The organism is Planctomycetia bacterium, assembly GCA_016795155.1.
Taxonomy (GTDB): Bacteria; Planctomycetota; Planctomycetia; order Gemmatales; family HRBIN36; genus JAEUIE01.
In genome coordinates, this window is the sequence record JAEUIE010000016.1 from 35,633 (window position 1) to 54,502 (window position 18,870).

The window sequence follows — 18,870 nt, forward strand, 5'->3', positions numbered from 1 at the left end:
AGGACCATCATGACTCTATCACATCAGTTTTGGCATCGCAATTTGCGAACGCGACCAGGCGCCATTATCGTTCTTGCCACGTTGACACTGGTGGTGATATTCACCTTTGTTGCCCTGGCGATTGATTTGAGTATGAAAGCACTGGCTCGTAACCAGTGTCAGAATGCAGCCGATGCTGCAGCAATTACCGGGGCCCGCTCTTTGACAGGTGACCCTTCAACGGGTTATAACCTGGCCAACGTGCTGCCTAATTCGCAGGCAGCAGCCGGGAACAACTACATCCTCGGACAGGCTATCAACCCTTCTACCCAAGTCTCCATCACACCAGGACATTATTACTACAACCAGGCAACAGCAAGCTTTGTGGCCTCCACCGATCCTGGTGCTCCTGCTATCAACATCACTCCCTTGCCTCCTAATACTCTGGTGAAGGCTGATGTAACTCACAATGCGCCGAGTTATTTTTCCCGCATCCTCGGCTATACCTCGATGAATACCCAGGCGACTGCAACAGCCATTCACAGACCACGAGATATAGTCATGGTGGTGGACTTTTCCCACTCCATGGCCTTCGACAGCTTAATGGCTACGCCACTGGCGAATACCAGTAACACCATTGACCGCACCAATACGCAGTCAGGCACCACAGAAAATCCAACCATGGGACATTATTCCCATGCAACTCGATTTCCGCTTCGGGGCACTACGCCGTTTCAGCACATTACGGGTGAAATTGTCGGAGTGAATAATCTCTTTGCGGAAGGCCCAGGTGGAGATCCGCCAGTCGTTGAAGATTTTTATCAGGATGCTGCTCCGTTTGGAAATACCACCAAGGCATTCAATAAAAACGATACTCCGGGTGGTGCAACCTACTTGCGCAATGCTTCCAACAACTTCTACATTGCTCGCAATGTCAATGAAGTGGTAAACCGCGCGGTTGGTTCAACATCCACAACAGTGGCTGCACCTTTTGACAATATGGATCCTGCTTCAAGTACTGCAGGTTATGGTGTTAATTTCAAGAGTTACATTGAAGGACCCGGATATTGGGGCAAGACTTTCTTCATCTGGCCACCTGATCCTCGTGGTTCAACGATCCCCAACGATATTTCAGCATCCAATGATGCTAAAGACTGGAGACAGCGATTTTTCATCGAAGATGATGCAGGAGAAGTGGCAGCTCCACCCCCGCCTCCTCCACCACCTCCACCACCGCCACCTCCGCCTCCGGCAGGTCCACCACCTCCTCCGCCACCACCTCCTCCGCCTCCTCCACCGCCTCCGCCTCCAGGGCCACCACCGCCACCACCGCCACCTCCACCGCCGCCTCCACCACCGCCTCCGCCTCCCCCTGGTGGAACTGACATGGCTTTACAGAGTGTAACAGTGACTTCAAGGCCATTGCGAAATAATGCCTTACTCTGGTATGCACGCACCAACTGGAATACGACCCCTTCACCGGGAACGTACTATCAAGCACCTCAGACTCTAGGCACAGGGACAACAGGAATCGGCACGCCTGTAGCACCTCATACCGTGGTTCGGTTTAATCCGACACGAGAACATAATGTTCAAAACATGAGTGGTGCGACTACACAATCGCTTATTGCCTATAACAATTCTTCTTATCTAGGCGCAGGAACACGGCGCTATTGCATGCGTATCAACTACGATGCTATTTTGTACTGGTTGAAAAACATGGACGGCAATTCGGGAGCAAATCCCTTCCCGAGTGTCATGCGGGCGGGTGGCATACTCTTTTACGATGCTATTCCGGATACTATCACCAGTCCGCGTGGCAACATGCCCACTACGACGCAGGCGCAACGCAACGAACGATTCTGGAAAGAATACATCGATTACGTTCTGGGATTTTACGAGAATAATTCGTCAAATGGTCATCCCTTCCTAGGTGGCGGTACGAGAAGCTGGAACAACCAGGCCATGCGAAAGTCAGGTTATGGTTGGGATATTGGAATTGATGAGACTGCAGCAACTGGTACGAATCAATTCCCCATGGCAAACAACTCGAATCAGTGTGTCATCAATGTTCGTCCGGTTGGTTCTGACGCACGATATATGAACTATCGTGACAGTCCTATGCGACCTAAAACCAGGTATTGGTTTGGTCCGCTGACCATGCTTGATTTCATCGAGAATTATAACTTCAACAGCTATACTAATACAGCTGGCCAGACAGGTTCTCGATTCTGGCTTCCAGGCACCGCACATCAGGCACCGATGTGGCAGCTGAAAGTAGGTGTCCAAACGGTGATCGGCGATGTGCGCAACAATCATCCAAATGACTACCTTGCCGTAGTGGGCTTCAGTGTGCCAGCTTACAACAATGGACCTTCAGGTGGCAGTTCGACAACTCAGCCGGGATACTTCAATCAGGTGCTTTCGCCGCTTTCGCCGTTGTTTAACAACAACTACAAGCGTATGGTGAATTCGATCTGGTTCCCGCGAAAAGTGATTAATTCAACTCCCTACACTGAAATTCACCCATTCGATGCTGCGGGGATGAATACGATTCCACGAGCAATTCGTGGAACGTGTAGTCCCATGGCATTTGCATTGGCCTATAACCAGTTCAGTGGCGAAACCACCATGAAGAATTACAATCCGGTCCCTGCGCCTGATTATGAAGCGGGTGGTAATGGACGAAACGGCGCTCAACGGCTCATCATCTATGAAACCGATGGCGTCTCATCAGCTACTTCATTCCTGCTTGGAACTGAGACGGATTCTTCACATCTGGTGCGCAACCAGCACCGATCCTATTTTAAAGTGCGTTGGCGTGATTCAGGTGGTTCACCCGAATACCCGGATGGCGTGTACGGCCCTGTGGATGATGCAGTTACACAAACCAAAACCATGTGTGACATCATCACCAGCAAAACCACCGATGCCGTGCCCGGCTTTGCTACCAATACCAAGCCTGTTACGATCCACTGTATCGCTTTCGGCAGCTTGTTCGATCCGGCTTATACCGATTCAGCGACCGTAGCGGCTCGTAACAAGGCTCTCGATTTGTTGCAGTACGCTCAGTACAAGGGAGGCACCCAGCCAACGCCTTCCACGGCACTCGAGTCGTACAAGATTATCAATCAGCCAAACTATGCAGATCGTATCGAAGCGCTGCGTCAGGCTTTCAGCCGAAGTATGCAGGATGCCGTTACAGTAACGATCATCCGCTAGACTTCTGGCTGAAAAACATGCTAAGGTTAAGAGGATGGTAAACAGCCATCCTCTTTTCATTCCGCACCGAGCAACTCGGTTGCATTTCGTGCCCAGGAAATGCTCTCGTGAAGGACTCTGTCTGTACCTTTGAACTGCAGCAAGCTGGCAAGACCTATCGTCGCTGGATAGGCCAACCGAGGCAGTTGGAAGCATTATCCAATGCAACACTGCAGGTGAACCAGGGTGAAGTTTTTGCGCTGGTTGGTCCCAATCGAGCAGGCAAAACAACTCTTGTCAAACTGCTGCTCAGCCTTTGTAAGCCTACTTCAGGTTCGGTTGTGCGCTGGGGTGTTCCTTCGTCAGATCGTACGACACTCTCGCGAATTGGTTATGTCCATGAGAACCAGGCATTCCCGCGCTATCTCTCTGCCAGTTCATTGTTGCAGTATTATGGCACACTGACGTATTTGACTGAGGATGTACTCGAAAAGCGTATTCCGCAATTGTTGCAGCAGGTAGGCCTGGCTCGGCGCAGCCAGGAACCCATTCGTGCCTTCAGCAAAGGTATGGTGCAGCGTCTGGCATTAGCTCAGGCGCTCCTCAACGATCCTGATCTTCTGGTACTGGATGAACCAACAGAAGGACTGGATCAGGATGGGAGACAAATGGTGCACGATGTGGTGCTGGAAATGAAGCAGCGAGGTAAAACAATACTTCTGGTGTCGCATGTACTTCACGATATTGAACAGCTATGCGACCGGCTGGGCGTTCTGATCAATGGACGGTTTGCCTACCTGGGTACCATGAAGGACTTCCGGAAAGATCCGACAAATGGTATGGACCGTACCCTTGCAGAAGCCTTGAAACCTCTATATGCGCAACAACAATTATGATCTGAGAAACCATGTACGAAGCAGTTCAACAGAATGAATTTTCACCGCAAGCCTGGCGTGCCTTTACTGCTTTGATTGCGGATACTTATCGCCAGGCACATGCGTCGGCAGTTCTCTGGATCATGCTGACGGTCACGCTGGTCGGATTTCTACTTTGCCTGAGTGTCAGCATGGAAGGGTTTATGACACTAGGTCCCAAAGAAGAAGCACCTGAATTTCTTCCACCCGATGCCCCGGCGCTCTATATGGTGAACGATGTTGTGATGTATCTTGGTGGGATAGGCTCACTATTCCCGGCACTGGGTCAGTCGCACATGCGAGATACCTTCTTTCGTCGGGAAGCAACCCGTACGGGTGTCATTCGTGCTGAAGGAAAGCTGTATCTGGGTTTCGGCATGATCGAAGTAGCACGCACCCGCCAAGCGAGCGATGCGGTCCGTTTTCTGGAGGTGTTGCTGGCTACCACCATGGCAGGCATGGTCGGAATGGTGCTGGCTATTATCTGGACTGCAGGTTTCCTGCCAACTTTTTTGGAGCCTGGTGCAGCTTCAGTGCTACTGGTCAAACCGGTGCCACGCTGGCAACTGCTGATCGGAAAATATCTGGGAGTGGTGATTTTCGTTGGTGTTCAGGTATCGCTCTTTGTTCTTCTGACATGGCTGGCTCTGGGTTGGCGTACTGGAGTCTGGGATTTTCCTTATCTTTTCACTGTTCCAGTCATGACATTGCAGTTTGCCATTTTTTACAGCTTCTCAGTGATGCTTGCAGTTATTACTCGTAACACCGTAGCCTGTGCGTTTGGCACGCTGCTGTTTTTTGCAGCATGCATAGTCATGAACACCGCCCGCCATTCACTGGTCATTCATGCCGGCGAACCGGGATACCTGGCTCATGTTCCTTTGATGGTGGAAGCTGGTTATTGGTTTTTACCCAAGCCAGTTGACCTGGTCATTCTATTGTCAAGCTCTCTCGATGCTGCCAACTACTTCCAGCAGATGTTTGAGTACCATGCACTGCATCAACGCGCAGGATTCTCAGCAACGATGTCGATCCTGGCATCCTGCCTGTTTATGGTTGCCAGTCTGTGGATTGGTGCTGTACAGTTCAATGATGTAGATTATTAAGGAGACGGTACAAAGCTGTTGGTGAAACTTCTTTGGACCATGCCATGCCCCGAGTAAAACACAAGGCGAATTTTCAGCAATCAGCCATGCCAGTCATGCCGGAGAAATCCCAGTTGGCAACTGCGCAGACAGAAAAGTCTACGTCCTCCCCCGTTCGACCGAGCGCCCATCTTTATTTTGTCAATGCACCTGTCGATTTCCTGGTGATAGGACTTGCATCAATCATCATGTACGTGGCGATGGTGCTGCTTTATCAAGGGCAGTCAGTTGTCTGGGCTGGGCAGTTAGCCTTTGCCATGCAGATTGTGATCAATCATCCACATTTTGCTGCAACCAATTATCGTCTGTATCACAACAAGGAAAACATTATGCAGTATCCGATAACTGCACTGGTGATTCCCTGGCTGGTGCTGGCAGCCATGATAGGTTCATTTCTTTCTCCAACATTTATTGCCGTTATTTTCTTCAAGATATTTCTGTTCTGGTCGCCTTACCATTTCAGTGGCCAGACGTTGGGCATCACTTTGATATATGCTCGACGGGCTGGCTTCTTCGTGGGCAAATGGGAACGGTTTACCCTCTCGAACCTGATCTATTCTTCATTCCTGTTTATGACGGCACGAGGCGACATGATAACTGCAGCTTCGGATCTGGTATTGCCTGTGCAGTATGATGTGGAACAATACCGCCTCGGTTTGCCCGACTGGGTGCCCAATGTGATATTGGTCTGGATGATAGTGAATGGCTTGGGCTTTATTACACTGGTAATCAAATGGTGCAAGGAACAGGGCCGCATGATCCCAGCCATTGTGCTGCTGCCCGTTTTCACGCAACTCATCTGGTTCATCCCCGGTTCGTTTTGCCCATCATTTTATCTGTTCGTCCCGATGTTTCACAGTCTGCAGTACCTGCTGATTGCATGGTCGTTACAGCTAAAGGAAAAGATGGATGTGGAGAAAATTACTCCATCAGTTGGTTATGTCGTCAAAGAATCGTTGCGCTGGGGAGGCATCAACCTGCTTCTCGGTTCCATTCTGTTTTGGGGTATACCCCAAGCCATGTACTTCATCTTCAAAAACGAGTTTGAGCTGAACTATAGTTATCTTTTTGTGCTGGGAATTATCGTTGCCGGTGTACAAGTACATCATTTCTTTGTCGATGGGGTTATCTGGAAACTGAAGAAGAAAACGGTGGCTTCTCCATTGATGGTAAACCTGGATGACTTGATTCATCCACCCGCTGTCATGCAGCCTGCCAGGGGAGTTTGATGCTACACTTCGCCCTGCTTTGGCTATTCGTGGGATTGCAGGGAATACCCGCACCGGAGGGTGTCAAGGTAGCCGAGGAACGACTGGTTTTGAAAACACCAGCCGGGGTGATTGTTATTGCGTTGTACCCGGAGGTAGCACCTCAATCGGTTGCTCAGATGCTGAAATTGGCACGCGAGGGTATTTTTGATGGAATCTGCATACCACGCATTGCTCCCGGGTTTCTGCTCCAGTTCAGTGCAGCAGAACTGGATCGCCAGCCAGTTCTGCCTGCAAGCCTGAGAACACTGATCAGGCCGTTGCCTGCAGAGTTCAGCAAGCTCAAACATGTGCGAGGAATGGTCAATCTTGGACGGCTCGACGGAGATGTGAACAGCGCTACTACTTCGTTCTGTATTCTTCTGGGTGATGCACCTCACCTGGATGGAAAGTACACCATTTTTGGACATGTCGAGTATGGCATGGATGTCGTGGAGGAGATTCTGAATGCTCCACGCGATGGTACGCATCCTCTCGAACGAATCGACATCGATAAAGTGGAGGTGCTGACGGGTAGCGATCTGCGGAATTATCCACCACCTCGTGTTAAAGCTGTATTCAGTTCGAAGGCGCAAAGTACAGCCCCGCTGAGCGCTGAGCAGGTTGCACGTGGTGCCATGGAAAGGCAGGGGCTATTAACCATTGGTATTTTTCTGATGATCGTCTGTTCACTGATCAATGTCTTTGTTCCAAAACTGCGCCCCGGACAAATGCAGACACTGAACCTGACGATCGTATTGATTGGAGCTTTTTTAGTTGTTGCCCTCCTTCAGCCACTCAGTCTTGATTTGTTTCATACACCGGGTGGAACCAAGCTTGGCCATGGAGTAGCCATCGTCATCTTTTTCGGTTTACTGGGAGTGTTCCGGCTGATGAGTCGTTTTGAAAGTGCATCCTGATATGAAACCCTGGGCTTATCTGGCATTATTGGTGTTGCCTTGCATGCTTCTGCCAGGAGGCAAGTCTGGGCCAGTTTCTTTCCAGGCTGGATTGTCACAATCATCTTGGAATCACGAGTTGCTCACGAGAAGCACCGTGCTCATCTGGTCGCAAAGGCCAACGGGAATCACGCTAACAACTGGTGTGGTACTTGATAAGGAACGGAAACTGGTACTGGCCACTCGACATGCCTTGGAGAAACTTGATCACACAGGTAATCCAGATGGATTAATTAATTCTATTTACGTTTTGTGGCCAGAACTTGATCAGGAAGGAAAGCTGATACGTACCAGTGATCATTATTTTCAACTGATGCGATCGGGGAAATTACCGACGGCCAAATTGATCAAGGAAGACCCTTCGCGTGATCTTGTCATCCTGCAGGCAGGTACTGAATCTCCAGGATACATAAAAAACGTTTCAATTCACCAACAGTCAATTTCACCAGGAACCAGTCTGGCTGGAATGGCACAACCCTTTACACGTGGTCAACTTTGGCATCCATTTACGGTTAGTATGCAGGAATTAACTCATCGTCGTCTGTCGTATGCCTCGCAGGGTAATCGCGTAGCACTCTACCTGGCAGCAGTGGATGATGTGATTGAATTCGGCTACAGTGGCTCACCCATGGTGATGACTTCGAATGGTCAATTGGCAGGTATTCTGCTGGCAGCCCAGTTGGATAGGCCAGGAACACTGGTTCTCATCACCAGCCAGGAAATAATGCAGTTGTTGCCTATAGAATAATGTTATTCACATTCAGTCGATCATCTTGAACTGCTCAAGAGGGAGAATCTCATGCGCATTCGAAGATATGTGCAGTGCTTGTTTATGGTTCTGATCAGTGTTGCAGGCACTGTATTGATATTACATGGTCCTCAATGGATAGCTCCTGCGGCAGCCCAGCAGTCTGGTTTGGGAGTTGATACCACGGAGTTATCGCCGGAAGAGGCTAACAATGTCCGTATTTATCAGCAGTCCAATCGTGGCGTAGTCAATATTACGACCCGCAGTGTGCAACAGGATGATATATTCATGATGTCGATGCCTCGTGAAGGCTCCGGTTCCGGTGCTGTGCTTGATAAACAGGGGCATATTGTCACCAACTTCCATGTCATTGAAGAAGCCCGCCAGATTGTTGTGAATCTGTACGATGGCAGCTCTTATCGAGCTGAACTGGTAGGTGTTGATCCTAATAATGAGCTGGCTGTGCTGAAGATTAGTGCACCGGAAGCTAAGTTATATCCCATTCCCTGGGGTGATTCATCAAAGATGCTGGTTGGGATGCGCGTCTATGCACTAGGAAATCCCTTTGGTCTGGAACGTACGCTGACATTAGGAATCGTCAGTAGTTTGAATCGCACGTTGAAAACTGATACTCGACGCACTATTCGAGGCGTTATTCAGACCGATGCAGCCATCAATCCAGGCAATTCTGGTGGGCCGCTTCTCAATCGCAAGGGCGAAATCATTGGCATCAATACAGCGATTGTGACACGATCAGGGCAGAGTGCCGGTATTGGACTAGCTATTCCTTCCAATAATGCCCAGCGAATTGTTGCTGACCTCATCAAGCATGGACGTATTCAGCGGGCAGATCTGGGGATCAATGCTGTCTATGAGACTGAACGCGGCTTACTGATTGCACAACTGAATCCGAACGGTGCTGCTGCTCAAGCTGGACTACGCGGTCCGCAGGAACGGATCGAACGTCGCAATGGACTGATACTTCGAGGAATAGATCGTTCCAAAGCGGATTTCATCATCAAAATTGATGGTCGTAAAGTTCGCACCTTGGACGATCTGCTTTCCTATGTTGAAACTAAGAAAGCAGGAGACACTGTGCAGCTTTCTATCATTCGCGATGGGCAGCCTGAAGAAATACCAGTGCAGTTGGAATGGAACAACTGATATCGATTGTTCTTTAGATTGAAATCAGGCGCTTACCGAAGTCTGCATCATTACGTTCCGGAAAATCGCTTCGGAAATGTACGCCGCGTGATTCCCGACGTGCCAGCATGGCACCCAGCATTAAATGCGCTGTGGTGATCAGGTTCTGCAATTCCCAACCCGGCTGACTTTCAAACTCGTGCGTCAAAACATATCGGCCCCAGAATGAAAGATCATCAATAGCAGATTGCAGACCTTCCTGGTCCCGTTCGATGCCAGCTTTTCTGCCCATCAGGCTTTGCAGCGAGTTTTTCAGATCGGTCAGATTCAATTCGGTAATGTCAGGAGCAAAATGGCTCTGCAAAGGCAGAGCACGGAGTGACTTATCCGAACGTTGCAGCTCTTTCGTCACACCTTCTGCACACCATTTGCCATACACCAGTCCTTCCAGCAGGCTGTTGGACGCCAGCCGGTTGGCACCATGCAGGCCACTGCTGGTAACTTCACCGGCAGCCCATAGCCCAGGCAGGGAAGTCTTGCCTTCGAGATTAACCTGAACACCACCTACCATGTAATGGGCGCCAGGCCGTACAGGAATCTTGTCCTTGCTGAGCGATAATCCAAAGCTGGCACACACTTTTTCGATGCCAGGGAAGCGTTGCTTGACCAGTATTGGGCTTAAGTGCGATAAATCCAGGTAGACGCAAGCGTGATGCGTCTGTTCCATCTGATTGGCAATAGCCCGGCTGACCACATCACGAGGAGCAAGCTCAGCCCGTGGATCAACTTCGAGCATGAAGCGATGCCCGTTCTTGTCTACCAGGTGTGCTCCTTCTCCTCGTACCGCTTCGCTGATGAGATACCTGGCGGAACCTGCAACATAAAGCAGTGTGGGGTGAAACTGCATAAACTCCATATCCATCATGGTTGCGCCTGCACGATGTGCCAGGGCCATGCCATCTGCGGTGGCAACCGGTGGATTGGTGGTTTCACGGTAAACCTGTCCAGCTCCGCCACTTGCTAGGATGGTCTGCTTCGCCCAGACGATGCTGAGTCCAAAGTCAGGCCGATGCACCAATGCTCCAACGCATCGCCCTTCGTGTGTCAAAAGGTCAAGGGTGAATGCTTTTTCCCAGATGGTCAGGTGACTGGTACTCTTAGCCTTCTCAATGGCTGCCCGCATGATTTCCTGGCCCGTGGCATCACCCAGAGCATGTACTACCCGGCGATGACTGTGCCCGCCTTCCAGGGTCAGCGCCAGTTTACCCGCTTCATCTTCATCGAAGACGGCTCCCCAGCGGATAAGTTCTGCCAGTTGTTCCGGAGCGGCTCGAATGACTGCTTCCACGACTGTGCGATCACAGATTCCTGCACCGGCTTTCAGCGTATCTTCCACATGATTTTCAAATCGGTCTTCCGGATCGACTACGCCTGCAATGCCACCCTGAGCATATCGGCTGTTGGATTCGGGAAGCATGTCCTTGCAGAGCACCATGACATCGTGCTCAGTAGGAATGGAGAGTGCTGCCCGCAGCCCGGCAATCCCTGAACCAATCACCAGGACATCGGTAAAGAAATGCGACAACCGCTTGGCATTGAAATTCACCAGGTAACGACGGGGTGGTACAGGCATCTTCGTTTCTCATTCGGCAGGTTGCAATCATTCTACTGGCAGCTTGGCCTGTTTCAGCTTATTCTGATCACTGGTTCATTGTTTCCGGATCATGCATGATACTCAAACATAAAGCATTTGCGCGGGCAGGGCTGGTGGGAAACCCTTCAGATGGGTACCACGGCAAAACCATTTCCATCATTATTCGTAATTTCTGGGCCGAAGCGGTTCTCTACGAATGGGACACGCTCGAGATTCTGCCTGGTAAGGAAAACCAGAACCGGTTTTCAACCGTTCACGATCTGGTGAAGGATGTCAAGCTGCATGGCTACTATGGAGGTGTGCGACTCGTCAAAGCCACTATCAAGAAGTTTGTCGAGTATTGTTATCGACATCAACTGCCTCTGCATGACCGTAATTTCAGTATTCGTTTTGAGAGCAACATTCCACGACAGGTAGGGCTGGCAGGTTCCAGTGCCATCATCACTGCTACTCTCCGCTGCCTGATGGACTTTTATGACATCGATATTCCCATGGAGGTGCAGCCTTCGTTGATTTTGTCGGTGGAGAATGATGAACTGGGTATCACTGCAGGCTTGCAGGATCGGGTCATCCAAGTTTATGAGGGGCTTGTTTACATGGATTTTGCCAAAGAGAAAATGCGAGAAATGAAGGGCTTTTCGCATGGCGTCTATGAACGACTCGATACCTCTCTTTTGCCGCCGCTGTATCTTGCTTTCAAAGCAGATGTGAGTGAGCCAACCGAAGTATTCCATAATGATATTCGCAGCAGATACAGGCAAGGTGATGCCGCAGTGGTTCAGGCCATGCAGACCTTTGCCGACCTCGCTGCTCAGGGAAAAGACGCATTGCAGCATGGCGATAGGGATAAGCTGCATTGGTGCATGAATAGAAACTTTGATACGCGACGATCCATTTATCAACTTCCTGCTGGACAGATTGAAATGATTGACGTAGCCAGGTCATCTGGGGCCAGTGCAAAGTTTGCAGGATCAGGCGGGGCGATTCTGGGAATGTATCAGGATGAGAGTCAATTTGAACAACTGCAGGATGCACTAAGGAAAATCCAATGCGTCGTGATCAAACCACAATGGTAACAAGGAGCATCGTGTGAAAGGTTTATTGTTCTTGATGTTGTGTAGTGTTACTTGGATTACGCTGGCTGAAGATACGGCGTTGCCAAAAGCCAGTATTGATGGCAATGGGCCCGGCTGGGTTGCTTTGGTTGAGAAAGACTTCACCCAGGCCAACTGCGATCCAGACACCTGGAAATGGCGAGACGATGGTGTGCTCGCCTGCACCGGTACTCCAGTCGGCGTGTTGCGTTCTGTCAAGCAATACACTAACTTCGAACTGGTAGTTCAGTGGCGGCATTTGAAAAGTGCAGGTAACTCCGGCGTTTTTGTGTGGGCACCCGAAGGCCCATTGTTTGCCCTTAAACGAAACGCGTTGCCTCACGGGATTGAAGTGCAGGTACTCGATCATGGATATACTGAGGAGTACGAAAAATCGAGTGGCAAGAAGGCTACCTGGTTCACTACCAACGGCGATGTCTTCCCAGTAGGCAGCAGCAAAATGAAGCCTTTCGCACCCGTTTCGCCCGATGGCAGCAGAAGCTTTCCCAGGAAGAACCTAAGTAAAGGTGTTGGCGAATGGAATCACTACTACATTCGTGCTATCAACGGTGAAGTCAGGCTATGGGTCAATGGGGAAGAAGTTTCAGGAGGCAGTGGATGTAAGCCAGCAAGTGGATATCTTTGCTTGGAATCGGAAGGTTCGCCCATCGAGTTCAAGGGCATTCGCTTGCGTGAGTTGCCATGAGCATCACATTTTATTTGATGGGAATACGGAAAACCGAAGATCCCGATTCTTCAAGCAGTTTCGAAGCAGAACGAACTTTCGAGATAGGGTCCTTGGTTGGTGCGAACATCTGGGAGTCAGTGATAGCTGGTTGTTCCACTGAACTTTGTGAAATGGACGCCTGCTGGGCCTCTCGAATTAACTGCAGTTCTGTGCGGATGGCCTGCAGTTGATCTTCAGAAATCTGGTCGTATTCTTCGATCATCTTGCTGATGACTGGTTGATACTTGGCATACTCAGGGCCTTGAAGTGCCTGAAGCTGATCCCTGAGTTCCCTCAGCACCGCAGATTGCGTTACGTCTTCGGGCCAGGGGATATGCGAGTGTGGTGCATGTTCGTGCAGATCGTTTTCTGTTGGAGAGATCATGATAAAGGCCTCATCGGAAGAGGGTAAGGCATTCAACACGCGATTCTTTTCAATGGGCAATTCGTAAATCGATGCGGGTTGCAGTTTCATGCTGAATGGCCCGATAGTTAATTCATCACCGACATCCAGAAATCCTGCGCGTACCTGGTTTCCATTGATGGAGATGCCACCGCGGCCAAGCAGATCAACCACAAATACTCCATGTGCTGTTAGTACCAGGCTGGCATGTACATTCGAGATGGCATCATCATTCAGTTGGATGGCGCATCGAGATGTGCGACCAATCAACGTGATCAAGCGATCAATCTGCCAGGTTTTGGTAATCGAATCAGAATCGTTATCGTGGATTTCCAGAGTCAACCGAGGTCCGAAGATATCGAATGCTGAACCAGCCGAAAGGGGATCGTTCCATTCCTGTTCCGTGTCAGAAACTTTTCGCCGATCTTCAATCAGTTTAAATTGTCGGGCACCGAACTGAACCGGCTGGCCTGGTTTCACCCAACTCCCGGTTTTGATCTCCTTATTTGCTGTTTTTACTGAACCGGTTTGTGACACGTTAATGCAGAAGATTCGGCCTTCGATTGCCTGCAGGTAAATATGCCGCGGGCGAATGTTTTCAGCTGGTTGATAAATATCTGCGGACGGATGGCTTCCCATCAACGCAAAAGGTTGACGTAGACAAAACCGAATGGACCGCGCCTGGCTGGTCGATTCGACTTCCAGTTCAAGTGCGGAAGGAACTCCGCACGCATGTAAAAATGCATCCATCATGGATGGTATAAGCTCTGTCTGTTGTTCGAGATCAATCCTTGTGGGCGCGGTTAATCTACCATGAGGGATAGTCAGCCGCAAGCAGTTTATTCCAAGACATTTCATATATCTGAAAAAAGGAAACCACTCGTGAGATTGTCTTGCTAATCCGCTGGTTGAATGATCTCGATACCATCACTAAGCGCAATTTCCTGCTGGAATTGATGTACAACCTGAGTGCCGGGGTGGTCAGCGGATTGATCCTGGTAGCCCAAGTGGTTGCCGTAGGTAGTTTGAAAGATAACAGCCTGGCTGCTACTGTGATGGTGGCTGCCCAGCCAGCCTTGGCTTTGCTGCTGCCCATGTGGGCGATTGTTTCCCGCCACACTCGCCTGTTCAATCTCGCCATTGGTGGCGGTATTCTTCGCTGCATCCCGCTTCTGCTTGTTGCCTGGGTCGATCAATCCTGGCAACTGGCCCTCGTGGTGATGGCTTATCATTTTCTCGGTGGGCCTGCAACACTCGCTATCCCTTCGCTCTACAAGTATGCCTACCCCGATCAGCATCGCGGCAAGATCATCGGCATTCTCAAACTGGTGCAGAACTGTGTCACGGTACCAGTGCTGATAGGAGTTTCTCTCTGGTCCGATTATGATACTTCGGCCTATCAGATTGCTTATCCTCTGGGTGGTGTATTGGGTTTGATTGGAGTGCTGGCCTACTGGTTGCGTTATCTCCCAACGGATGATCCGCATGCACGTCGAACAATGAGCGAATCACCCAGTTGGAATGGCATGAGACTGGTTCTCGCCAAGGACAACAATTTCAAACTTTTCCAGGCAACCATTTTTCTGACTGGTGCCGGGTTTCTGCTGAGCCGGGGTGTCTGGCTCTATCTGCTCCGTGATCATTTCCAGCTGTCACAGTTCACCATAACGCTGCTGGTCATGATTTTTCCGGTGATTCTGGGAGGTATCACTTCGCCATTCTGGGGCTGGCTTATTGATCAGACTTCGCCGGTGGCAGGCCGCATTGCTTTTGCTCTGATGGGCATTCCTGCCTACCTGTCTATCTTTTCAAGCTTTTATTTTGACTACCTCTGGCTTGCTTTTCTCGGCGCTGCTCTGCGTGGCGTTGTCCTGGGCGCTGCAGAGGTCGCAACGACGACAGGCAACCTCTACTTTGCGGAAACCCGTGAGCGGGCAGCGCTCTATGAAAGCATCAGCTCCGTGTTTCAGGGGCTTCGAGGCATGACCATGCCACCCCTGGGTTGGGTCGTCTATCAATCGCTCGGCTGGCTACACTGGCCCGGCTCACTCATGTTCGTGGTGCCAACAGTGTTCAACTTGTGGAGCCTGCTCATTGCCTGGCGACTCTGGCACGCTGAGAAGCAAGAACGGTTGCAAGAAGCAACGGAACATGAGCTGCCGGTTGAGGTGGATGAGTAGTAGCTACCTCCCCAAAACCCATCGGGCTTGGCCTTCTTTCAATTCCAACCGTACTCCTTCGCTTCGTTCTTTCTTGTTCACTGCCAGAGTGAGCACATGGACGCCTGGGGTTAGCTTGAGTTTGATGGTCGGCGAGAGTTCAACAGCAGTTTGATCCAGCCAGAGTTGCAGTCCCTTGACATCGTTGATGGTCAGTTCAACTTCGCCTGTGGTGCCCACTTCCAGCCTGGTGCGGGCAAAGCCAATCTGAGTGTCGATACCTGACCATTCGCCTTTCTTGCGGACATAGACATCAGGTAGCACATCCAGCGGTAGCAATCCCGCTACGGTGGTGTACTCGGCATTCCAGATCAACCCTTGCGGCATCATCACCGCGCCGGAGAGACGATTGCGGAGAATCGCTTCGTTGGCAGCAGCGTTAGGCACCAGCACTTCCCACGTGCGGGCGATACGGGCAGTGCCGACAGAGTAGTTGCCGACCTTGCCGAGTTCGGTGAGGAAGCGCGTGAGATCGACCAGTTCCTGCTTCGTCAGTCCATCGACCAGCCCTTCTGGCATCAGCGATTTGCCATCCTTGCGGTCGTCGATGTCTTTGATGGGGATGGTGATGTCCTTCCCCTCTGCATCGCGGAGTACCAGTTCGTCCTTGTTCTCGCGCTGCTTGATGCCGGTAAGGACTTTGCCATCGACTGTGGCCACGACGGTGGTGTTGTAGTTTTCCTTGATGGCCTTGCTGGGGAGGAGCAGCGATTCGAGCAGATAGTCGGGCTGGGCACTAGCGCCGATGCTGGTGAGGTCAGGCCCGACTTGCCCGCCGGAACCACCGATGCCGTGGCACTTGAGGCAATTGAGTTCCTTCTGACGATAGACGAGTTCACCCCGGGCCGCATTACCTTCCTTAGTCACCGCCTCCAGTACCTCTTTGTAAACCGCCGGTGTGGCTTCCCACTTGGCGGTGGTGAGCTTGCCGGCTTTGGTGAAGGCATCAATGAGGGGCTGATGCACTTGGCCCGTAGAGCGAGCGATACGTATGGCGATCTTGGCGACATCGGGGGGTACGCTGGCGTTCTCCAGGGCTGTGGTGAAAGACTGGGGGCCACCTTTGGTTTGAAGCAGTGCAGGCAACAGTCGATTCAGATCGGCTTCTTTTGCCTGGCTCAGATAGCGGGCAGCTAGTGGTGAAGCTGCTTGCAGGTCAAAGCGAATCAAGCGAAGCAGTGCTTCCAACTGAATGCTGGTATTCCTGGAACTGGTCAGTTCTTTGAGTGCATCTACTGCACCATAGGAACCCAGTGCATCCAATGCAGCCAGACGCTGTTCAATCGGCTTACTATCCGACTTGGCCGTTTCCGTCACGAGCGCTCGCAAGAGCTCATGCTTCCACTTGCCTGCGAGCCGTAACGCCTGCACCGCCGTTTGATTGCTGTTCAACAGCTGCTCCAAGAATTTCTTTTCCCCAGAAGGATTCGCCTTAGCCACCTCCAGCGCCTGCAAGCGTTTCAGTCGCTGGTCGTCGCTCAGCTTGCTGTCGAGACACTGTTCCCACAGAATCTGTAACTCCTTTGGCCCACCCAGCTTCGCTACCTGGTTCCAAAGCGCATCGGCTGTCTCTCCCTTAAGATCGTTCTGCTGTAGGTACTTAAGCAACGGCTCCACCAGTTCTGGCGAGCCGCTGGCCTGCACCGCAAAGAGGAGATGCTTGGGATCATCGAACTTCAGCTTCCCTGCACGAAACGCTGGCAACCAATGTGGCTCCAATTCACGAACTGTAAGCCAGAGGGCGTAATCGAGGAAACGGTCCATGGGGTGGTTGAGAACACTGAGTACTAAAGGTAACGCCTCGATTTCTGTTAGATGCGAAAGTGCTAAGACCGCCTCCATTCGCACTCTTGGATGTGGGTCACTCAAGAATTGTCGTAAGAATGCGATCCTTTTGTCATGCTCACCAACACGAAGAAAAATCTTGTTGTCTTCGTTGGCAATACTGCGTGCAACAAGTGATCGTATAGCAGCGTTTTTTGATTCTTCTAATTGAAAGAACGTTGGTGGTTGCGTCATGAAAGATCGCATGAGCATGTAGTATTCCATCAAGTTCAATTCGATCTTTGCCAAATCTTCAAATCTCGGTTTTGAATTGAGAGCTTTAACTTCATCCAGGAAAATGCGTTGGAATTCGAGTGTCTGCTGTTGAGAAGCACCATCGTTCTTTGAATGGAAAAGACGCTGCAGCCATACCTGTTTTGCCATTTCGCGCGTCCATTGTTCAGGTTGAATCATGTGTTCCAAGAGAAGTTCAAACGTTGCTGCTTTATCCAGCTTCGGTTTCTTCACCAGCGGTCTGCCCTTCGCCGTCACCCGCCAGATGCGGCCATGGGTGACATCGCGGCGGGGATCGCGGAAGTCGACCTCGCCGTGCTGGATGATCGGGTTGTACCAGTCGGCAATGTAGATCGCGCCGTCGGGGCCCATCTTCACGTCGATCGGGCGGAAGGCGGGGTGGGTGCTCTTGATCAGTTCAGGCTGCTCGATGCTCGCGAAGCCTGCTCCATCGTCTTTCAGCACGAACCTACAGACGCGGTGGCCCCGGAAATCGTTGGTGAGCAGGTTCCCTTGCCAATCGTCGGGGAGGTGTCTGCCACTGGTGACTTCGAGCCCGCAGAACTTCGGCGAGCCGGGGTTCAGGCCGGGAAAGATACGCTTGGCATCGGCAGCGGTAACGTAGTAGCCACCGGGGATGACGTAGTTGATGCCTTCGCCGCCCGCTCCATCGGTGACGAACGCCTGGCCATAGCGGTCGAATGCCAGGCCCCACGGGTTGACCCAGCCGCGGGCGAAGACGTCGAGTTCCATCGTCTGCGGTTTGAAACGCCAGATGCCACCGGCGTTGAGTCGCCTGGGGCCGTGGGGCGTTTCGATGTGGCTGTGAATGTAGATGCTCTGCATCATGTACATCCGGCCATCAGGCCCCCAGCGGAGCGTGTGCAACATGTGGTGCGTATCTTCGGTGCCAAACCCGGAGAGGACGATCCGTTTCTTGTCAGCCTTGCCATCGCCATTGGTATCGGAGAAGTGGAGCAGCTCGGTACTGTTGGCCACATAGCAACCACCATCGCCGGGGAGCAGCCCGGTGGGGATGAGCAGGCCATCCGCGAAGACAGTGGTCTTGTCAGCCACGCCGACACCTTTGGTGTCTTCCAGGATGATGATCTTGTCGTTAGCCTTCTGCCCGGGTTTGATCTGTGGGTACACTTCGGACGAAGCAATCCAGAGCCGACCGGCCGCATCGAAGTTCATCTGAATCGGTTTGGCGAGCAACGGATCAGCAGCGAACAGGTTGACCTCAAAACGAGGATCGACAATGAACGTCTTTCGTTCGAGTTCAGGATCAGGATCGGGGATGGTAGCGTCCCGTTGGGCGTAGATGGGAGATGGAAGAAGAAGGACGAGAAGCCAAAGTAGACGCGGCATCCTGCGGC

At 51.3% G+C, this 18,870-nt stretch carries 13 protein-coding genes; 10 read left to right on the forward strand and 3 right to left on the reverse strand.

Translation table 11 applies throughout. The features are described 5' to 3' along the window. Positions 1-9: 9 nt before the first annotated feature. The 7 genes from JNJ77_07340 (at position 10) to JNJ77_07370 (ending at position 9,357) form a co-directional block, all read left to right on the forward strand. The gene (locus JNJ77_07340; protein MBL8822384.1) at positions 10-3,201 is read left to right on the forward strand and encodes a hypothetical protein; all 3,192 of its coding nucleotides are present in this window, start codon (positions 10-12) and stop codon (positions 3,199-3,201) included. 134 nt (positions 3,202-3,335) lie between these two features. After that, positions 3,336-4,076 (forward strand): ABC transporter ATP-binding protein, encoded by a 741-nt coding sequence (locus JNJ77_07345; protein MBL8822385.1) that lies wholly within the window; start codon positions 3,336-3,338, stop codon positions 4,074-4,076. A gap of 11 nt (positions 4,077-4,087) precedes the next feature. Continuing rightward, positions 4,088-5,200, forward strand: coding sequence for an ABC transporter permease subunit (locus tag JNJ77_07350; GenBank protein ID MBL8822386.1), 1,113 nt, complete (start codon positions 4,088-4,090; stop codon positions 5,198-5,200). Positions 5,201-5,244: 44 nt separating this feature from the next. Beyond that, the gene (locus tag JNJ77_07355) at positions 5,245-6,468 is read left to right on the forward strand and encodes a hypothetical protein (protein MBL8822387.1); all 1,224 of its coding nucleotides are present in this window, start codon (positions 5,245-5,247) and stop codon (positions 6,466-6,468) included. Then, a complete protein-coding gene (locus tag JNJ77_07360) occupies positions 6,468-7,406 on the forward strand; it encodes a peptidylprolyl isomerase (GenBank protein ID MBL8822388.1) in 939 nt (312 codons plus the stop codon). Before JNJ77_07355 ends, JNJ77_07360 begins: the two co-directional genes overlap by 1 nt. A 1-nt stretch (position 7,407) precedes the next feature. Further along, positions 7,408-8,193, forward strand: a complete 786-nt coding sequence (locus JNJ77_07365; protein MBL8822389.1) for a hypothetical protein — start codon at positions 7,408-7,410, stop codon at positions 8,191-8,193. 51 nt (positions 8,194-8,244) lie between these two features. Continuing rightward, positions 8,245-9,357: a trypsin-like peptidase domain-containing protein gene (locus JNJ77_07370; protein MBL8822390.1), complete on the forward strand. Its 1,113-nt coding sequence runs from the start codon at positions 8,245-8,247 to the stop codon at positions 9,355-9,357. A gap of 13 nt (positions 9,358-9,370) precedes the next feature. Here JNJ77_07370 and nadB read toward each other — a convergent pair whose 3' ends face one another. Beyond that, positions 9,371-10,969, reverse strand: coding sequence for an L-aspartate oxidase (nadB, locus tag JNJ77_07375; GenBank protein ID MBL8822391.1), 1,599 nt, complete (start codon positions 10,967-10,969; stop codon positions 9,371-9,373). 95 nt (positions 10,970-11,064) lie between these two features. Here nadB and JNJ77_07380 point away from each other — a divergent pair, with 95 nt between their 5' ends. Both JNJ77_07380 and JNJ77_07385 read left to right on the forward strand, forming a co-directional pair. Next, complete coding sequence (locus JNJ77_07380; GenBank protein ID MBL8822392.1) at positions 11,065-12,066, forward strand: GHMP kinase; 1,002 nt, start codon at positions 11,065-11,067, stop codon at positions 12,064-12,066. Between the two features lie 34 nt (positions 12,067-12,100). Next, positions 12,101-12,790, forward strand: a complete 690-nt coding sequence (locus tag JNJ77_07385) for a DUF1080 domain-containing protein (protein MBL8822393.1) — start codon at positions 12,101-12,103, stop codon at positions 12,788-12,790. Positions 12,791-12,800: 10 nt separating this feature from the next. Here JNJ77_07385 and JNJ77_07390 read toward each other — a convergent pair whose 3' ends face one another. Then, a complete protein-coding gene (locus JNJ77_07390) occupies positions 12,801-13,967 on the reverse strand; it encodes an FHA domain-containing protein (GenBank protein ID MBL8822394.1) in 1,167 nt (388 codons plus the stop codon). A gap of 140 nt (positions 13,968-14,107) precedes the next feature. On the opposite strand from JNJ77_07390, the gene JNJ77_07395 reads away from it, so the two are divergent. Continuing rightward, on the forward strand, positions 14,108-15,394 hold the full coding sequence (locus JNJ77_07395) for an MFS transporter (GenBank protein MBL8822395.1): 1,287 nt from the start codon (positions 14,108-14,110) through the stop codon (positions 15,392-15,394). Positions 15,395-15,397: 3 nt separating this feature from the next. On the opposite strand, the gene JNJ77_07400 is transcribed toward JNJ77_07395, so the two are convergent. Beyond that, complete coding sequence (locus JNJ77_07400; GenBank protein MBL8822396.1) at positions 15,398-18,862, reverse strand: c-type cytochrome; 3,465 nt, start codon at positions 18,860-18,862, stop codon at positions 15,398-15,400. Positions 18,863-18,870: the final 8 nt, after the last annotated feature.